Raw genomic sequence first — 4,504 nt, 5'->3', positions numbered from 1 at the left:
AAAAAAAATAAGGGTATAAATACGGTTTTTAACAGGGGTTTTATACCCTTTGTGGATTTTATTATATTAAAACTGCATGTTCTAATTCTTTATATAGAAAAAGGTCCGAATAGACGACGGACCTTTTTTAATCATTTCTTTAATAAAAAAGTAGTAGATTGTTTTATAATTTATTTCCGTAAATATCCAGTTCTATAACATTTTTACCTAATTTTTTAATCTCTTCAAATTGTGTTTCCTTATCTCCTACAACTACATAGATCATTTCATTTTCCGAAATATATTTTGATATAATTGTTTTAAAGTCTTCGGTAGACATCTCAACTAATTCTTTTTGATTATTCTCAATAAAAGATGGATCTTTATCATATTTACTCATTTCTCTTAAAATACCTAGCTTATCATTTAATCCTTCAAAAGCTCTAGTGTTACTTTTCAAGATTTTTGTTTTTGTAATTTCTGAGACATTATCATCAAAGTTTTCCCCATAATTAGCTATCATTTCTTGGATTATTTTCAAAGATGGAAGCGTAGCGTTAGACCTAACACTAGTTGAAACGATAAATGGACTAATATCTTTTGATGACCTAATAAATGAATATGCTCCATACGTATATCCTTTCTCAATTCGTAAAGTTTGAAACAATTTCCCGCTTGAACCTCCTCCTAAAATTTCATTTGCATATTCTAAGTTATTGAACTCTTCGTTTAAACCAGATAAAACCAAATTACCAATCAAAATAACAGATTGTTTTGAATTAGGAACATCAATGAAATATAATTGATCTTCTTTTTTATTTGGTGAAACTTGAAAACTCGGAATTTCTACTTCTTCAGTATTCCATTTAGAATCCAAAGATGATAAAGCTATTCCAACATCTTTTTTATTAACATCTCCTACTACATTAAAAATAGCATTTTTCGATGACAATTTATTATAGTGCTGTATTACATCATCTAAGGATATATTTTCAACAGTCTCTAAAGTGCCAGAGTTAGGTATTCCAAAAATATGTTTATCTCCATATATTAGCTTATTAAAATTAAAATAAGCTATCGATCTTGGATTAGCTTCTTGTCCTTTTAAATTAGTTTTTAAGGCTTGTTTTAAGCGGTCAAATTCCTTTTCATCCCAACGAGGTTCTAAAATTATTTCTTCAACAAGAGATAATGTCTCTTTAAAATTTTTAGCTAAACATGATCCTGTAATTATGATTTCTTCATCATTACTATACATATAGATTGATGCTCCCAAAAGACCAATAGCCTCTTCCAGTTGAGCTGGTGTTCTAGTTGCAGTACCTTCCATCATCAAACTCGCCATCAAACTAGAAATCCCTGCTTTATCTAATGGATCTAATAAATGTCCTCCTGCAATAGTAAGATCAAAATTAACCAGAGGGAGTTCGTTATTTTCTATTCCGAATACTTCAATTCCATTATCCGTTTCACTGGTCCAAACTATTGGAGATTTGAATAATGGTAATTCTCCAAAATCAGGTTCACTACGATCATAGGTAGATGGGGTTTTTTCATAAACAGCCTCCTCACCTTGTCCAACTTCTTCATTCGCTACATCATTTTTCACCTCTTCGATCCAAACAGTTGCCTTTTCTGAATCAGAAACAGATAACTCTAATTTATCCTTTGGAATAAAACTGGTCATTACATAATTTTTATTTTTTATGTAAGTATTATATACTCTCATTACATCTTCTCTAGTTACAGCATTTGTTAACTTTACTGTTTTACTTATATATCCAGGATCACCATTAAACTCATTGTCTTGAACTAATTGAAAAGCCTTATTTAAAACAGTACTTACTCCTTGATACAATCCAGTTTCAACTTCAGCCTTAATTCTTTTTAATTCATTATCTTCAAAACCATTTTTCTCAAACCTAGCTAAACTTTCATCTATAGCTTTTTTTACACTATCCAAATCCTTGCCAGCATTCGCTCGGACTCTAAAAGTGAATTCACCAGCTAATTCATAAGATCGTTGGTATCCTGAGGCATTAGGAGCTAATTTCTTCTCTTCAACTAGAACTTTATAAAAAGGAGATTTTTTACTTCCCGTAAGTAATTGTCCAAGAATATTTAATGCGTAAACATCTTTATGATAATCTTGTACAGTTGGAAATACCATTCTTAGTTCGGGTAATTTAGCGAAATTATCTTCAAAATATAATGATTTACTCCTCGGCAAAGTAACCGGCATTGGTTCTAAAGGTGCAACATCAGGCCCTCTTTTTATTTCTCCAAACCATTTTTTAACTAATTTTTTAGTATCCTCAATATCTATATCTCCTGCGATCACTAAAGAACCGTTATTCGCTCCATAATATTTGTGATAAAACTCTTTTACATCTTCTAAAGTCGCAGATTGTAAATCAGGTAAAGAACCTATAACAGTCCAACTATATGGATGCCCATTTGGATATAAATTTTTTCTTATAACCTCATCTGTATAACCATAAGGAGCATTATCTACACGTTCGCGCTTTTCATTTTTAACTACTTGTTTTTCTCTTTCCAATGCCGCTTCTGTTACAGTATTTATCATATATCCATACCGATCAGAATCAATCCATAAGATCTTTTCGAATGCATCTTTCGGAACTACTTCGTAATAAACAGTCCCATCTGTCCAAGTTCCACCATTTCTTTGTCCTCCCCATTCAGGAATCAATTTCCTGTTCGCACCTACCGGAGTATTTTCGGAATCATTAAAAGACATATGTTCAAAAAAGTGTGCAAAACCAGTTTTTCCTAATTTTTCTCTGTTGGAACCTACATGCATCATTGTTGCTACAGCTATAATAGGATCACTATGATCTTCATGGAGAATAACTTCTAGACCATTATCCAAGGTGAATTTTTCGTAATCAATCGTAAAATCTGAAGTGTCCGATTGTGTAGAGACTATTTCGCTATTAGACTTTGAGCAAGATAATAACGCTAGACTTATAAATATAAAAACAAAGGTTCTTTTATAGAATAACATAAAGTGAGTATATATTTTGATTAATGAATTATTTTTTCCAAAAATATAAAAAACAAAGATCATTCTATTTCATAAATCCACGGCATATGAAGAAAACAAACCGTGACTGGAAAAGGAAACGATTATATCCGTTTCCGAATTATTGATATAAATAACTGGAATTCCTAAATCATTTTTTTGCAAACTTATTTTAGAGGAATCTACCCTTTTCACTTCTGAAATATACTGTAAAAGTTGATTTTTGTAGGTTAAGGAACCGTTCTTAAATACTTTAGAAACAAAATTTGGCTTATCTAAATACGAAACGGTATGAATATATCCTTTCGTAGCGACGGAAAGTGTTTTATAAGACATAGTATCTACACATACATCATCATCCGAACATACAAAATCCCATGGATTGTATTTAGGTGGAATTGAAAACCGTCTTTGATGTGCTTTATAAGCAGCTTCTTTCATGCTCCACAATTTCCAAACCTTGAAATTAGGATCTAAAGAGCTGGCAATAATATCTTGTTCTGATGTTGTAAAAACTTTTTGCAACCAACCTTTTCTTCTCCAATTACTTTGTCCCGAAGCTAGTTTAAGATCTACAACATCATTCCCTATCATTTAGCAGCTAGTTTATCTTGTATTACTTCAATAGAAGCTTTTACGGTAAGCATTTTATCCATCCCATCATTATCTATTTCTATATCGAACTCATCTTCCACATCTAAGATTACATCTACCAGATTGGCAGAATTAATTTCTAAATCTTCAATAAAATTGGTTTCTTCAGAAAGGTTTGTTAATCCTTCTTCATTTTGAACATAAGGTTCTATGATGGTTCTTAACTTAGATAGTAATTCTTCTTTTGTCATGAATTTTTATAATTATGAATATTTTTTAAAGATAATACAAGCATTTACATCTCCAAATCCAAAACTAGCTTTAGCAGCTATATGAAGAGGTTTTGAGACTGTTTTCGTTGGAATTTTTGATGCGTCTATAAGACTTTCTATTTCGGGATGAAGATCTTCACAATTGATATTCCCGAAAACGAAATCTTCTTTTAGTTGAAGAATTGTAGCCACGCTCTCTATACTTCCAGATGCCGCTAAACAATGTCCAACCAAGCTTTTTAAAGAGTTAATATATGGAAAATCTTTTCCTTTCCTATCCAAAGCTTCAATCCAATTCTTAATTTCAGTAGCGTCCTTGGTTGTAGCTGTAAGATGACCATTAATTGCATCAATATCATTTGCAGTAATTCCCGCATTCTTCACCGCTTGTTGAATACATTGTTGAACTGCTAGACTATTTGGTGCAGTCATACTTCCTCCATTTCTTTGTCCTCCACTGTTTACATGTCCACCTAAAATTTCTGCATAAATCGTAGCTCCTCGCTCTTGTGCACTTTCTAGACTTTCTATCACCAAAGCTCCTGCTCCGCTTCCAGGAACAAAACCACTTGCTGAAGCACTCATTGGACGGGAAGCAGCAGTTGGGTTTTGG

General features: G+C 32.1%; 4 protein-coding genes. All 4 read right to left on the bottom strand.

Translation table 11 applies throughout. From position 1 onward, the window contains the following. Positions 1-163 precede the first annotated feature (163 nt). Positions 164-3,007 (bottom strand): M16 family metallopeptidase, encoded by a 2,844-nt coding sequence (locus GBO31_RS23235; RefSeq protein ID WP_219011012.1) that lies wholly within the window; start codon positions 3,005-3,007, stop codon positions 164-166. 69 nt (positions 3,008-3,076) lie between these two features. Next, entirely contained in the window at positions 3,077-3,619 is a 543-nt protein-coding gene (locus tag GBO31_RS23230; RefSeq protein ID WP_219011011.1) for a 4'-phosphopantetheinyl transferase family protein, read from the bottom strand. Beyond that, positions 3,616-3,870 (bottom strand): acyl carrier protein, encoded by a 255-nt coding sequence (locus GBO31_RS23225; protein ID WP_219011010.1) that lies wholly within the window; start codon positions 3,868-3,870, stop codon positions 3,616-3,618. Before GBO31_RS23225 ends, GBO31_RS23230 begins: the two co-directional genes overlap by 4 nt. A gap of 12 nt (positions 3,871-3,882) precedes the next feature. Next, positions 3,883-4,504 (bottom strand): beta-ketoacyl-[acyl-carrier-protein] synthase family protein (locus GBO31_RS23220; RefSeq protein WP_429725824.1); only part of this gene is annotated, 622 nt, incomplete at its 5' end.

Origin of the sequence: Aquimarina litoralis, assembly GCF_019295435.1 — a bacterium.
GTDB lineage: Bacteria > Bacteroidota > Bacteroidia > Flavobacteriales > Flavobacteriaceae > Aquimarina > Aquimarina litoralis_A.
Note: the sequence above shows the minus strand (reverse complement) of the source record. Positions and strands in the feature narration are given on the sequence as shown.

Coding starts and splice junctions, on each gene's coding strand:
- GBO31_RS23235 (WP_219011012.1), bottom strand. CDS start 3,007: ATGTTATTCTATAAAAGAACCTTTGTTTTTATATTTATAAGTCTAGCG.
- GBO31_RS23230 (WP_219011011.1), bottom strand. CDS start 3,619: ATGATAGGGAATGATGTTGTAGATCTTAAACTAGCTTCGGGACAAAGT.
- GBO31_RS23225 (WP_219011010.1), bottom strand. CDS start 3,870: ATGACAAAAGAAGAATTACTATCTAAGTTAAGAACCATCATAGAACCT.